This window comes from Pseudomonas oryzihabitans (assembly GCF_032027545.1).
Taxonomy (GTDB): Bacteria; Pseudomonadota; Gammaproteobacteria; order Pseudomonadales; family Pseudomonadaceae; genus Chryseomonas; species Chryseomonas oryzihabitans_F.
Window position 1 is genome coordinate 1 of the sequence record NZ_JAVSJB010000141.1, and the last position, 236, is coordinate 236.

Below are 236 nucleotides of genomic sequence, written 5' to 3' on the forward strand. Positions count from 1 at the left end.
TTCCTCCGCCTCGCGCGCCGTGGCTTGCAGGGTCGTGCTCAGGGCAGTACCCGCCCTCACCGCCCGACCCGCGGGCAGAGCACCTAGCGCGTCGGCAAAGGTTACATCTACAAGGCCACTGTTGGCGCGACCTTGCAAGGCCGCCCACTGGTCGTTCTTGCTCAGGGTGTCACTGGAGACCGAGGCGATCTCGCTCTGATGCTTGGCCGCCACATAATCGCCGAACTGCTGAACGA

The 236-nt window shown here is 64.8% G+C and carries 1 protein-coding gene; it reads right to left on the minus strand.

The window, feature by feature from the left end; translation table 11 throughout:
* Nucleotides 1-236, minus strand: a 236-nt coding sequence (locus tag RND78_RS28085) for a hypothetical protein (RefSeq protein ID WP_312733523.1), incomplete at both ends; no start/stop codon positions are given.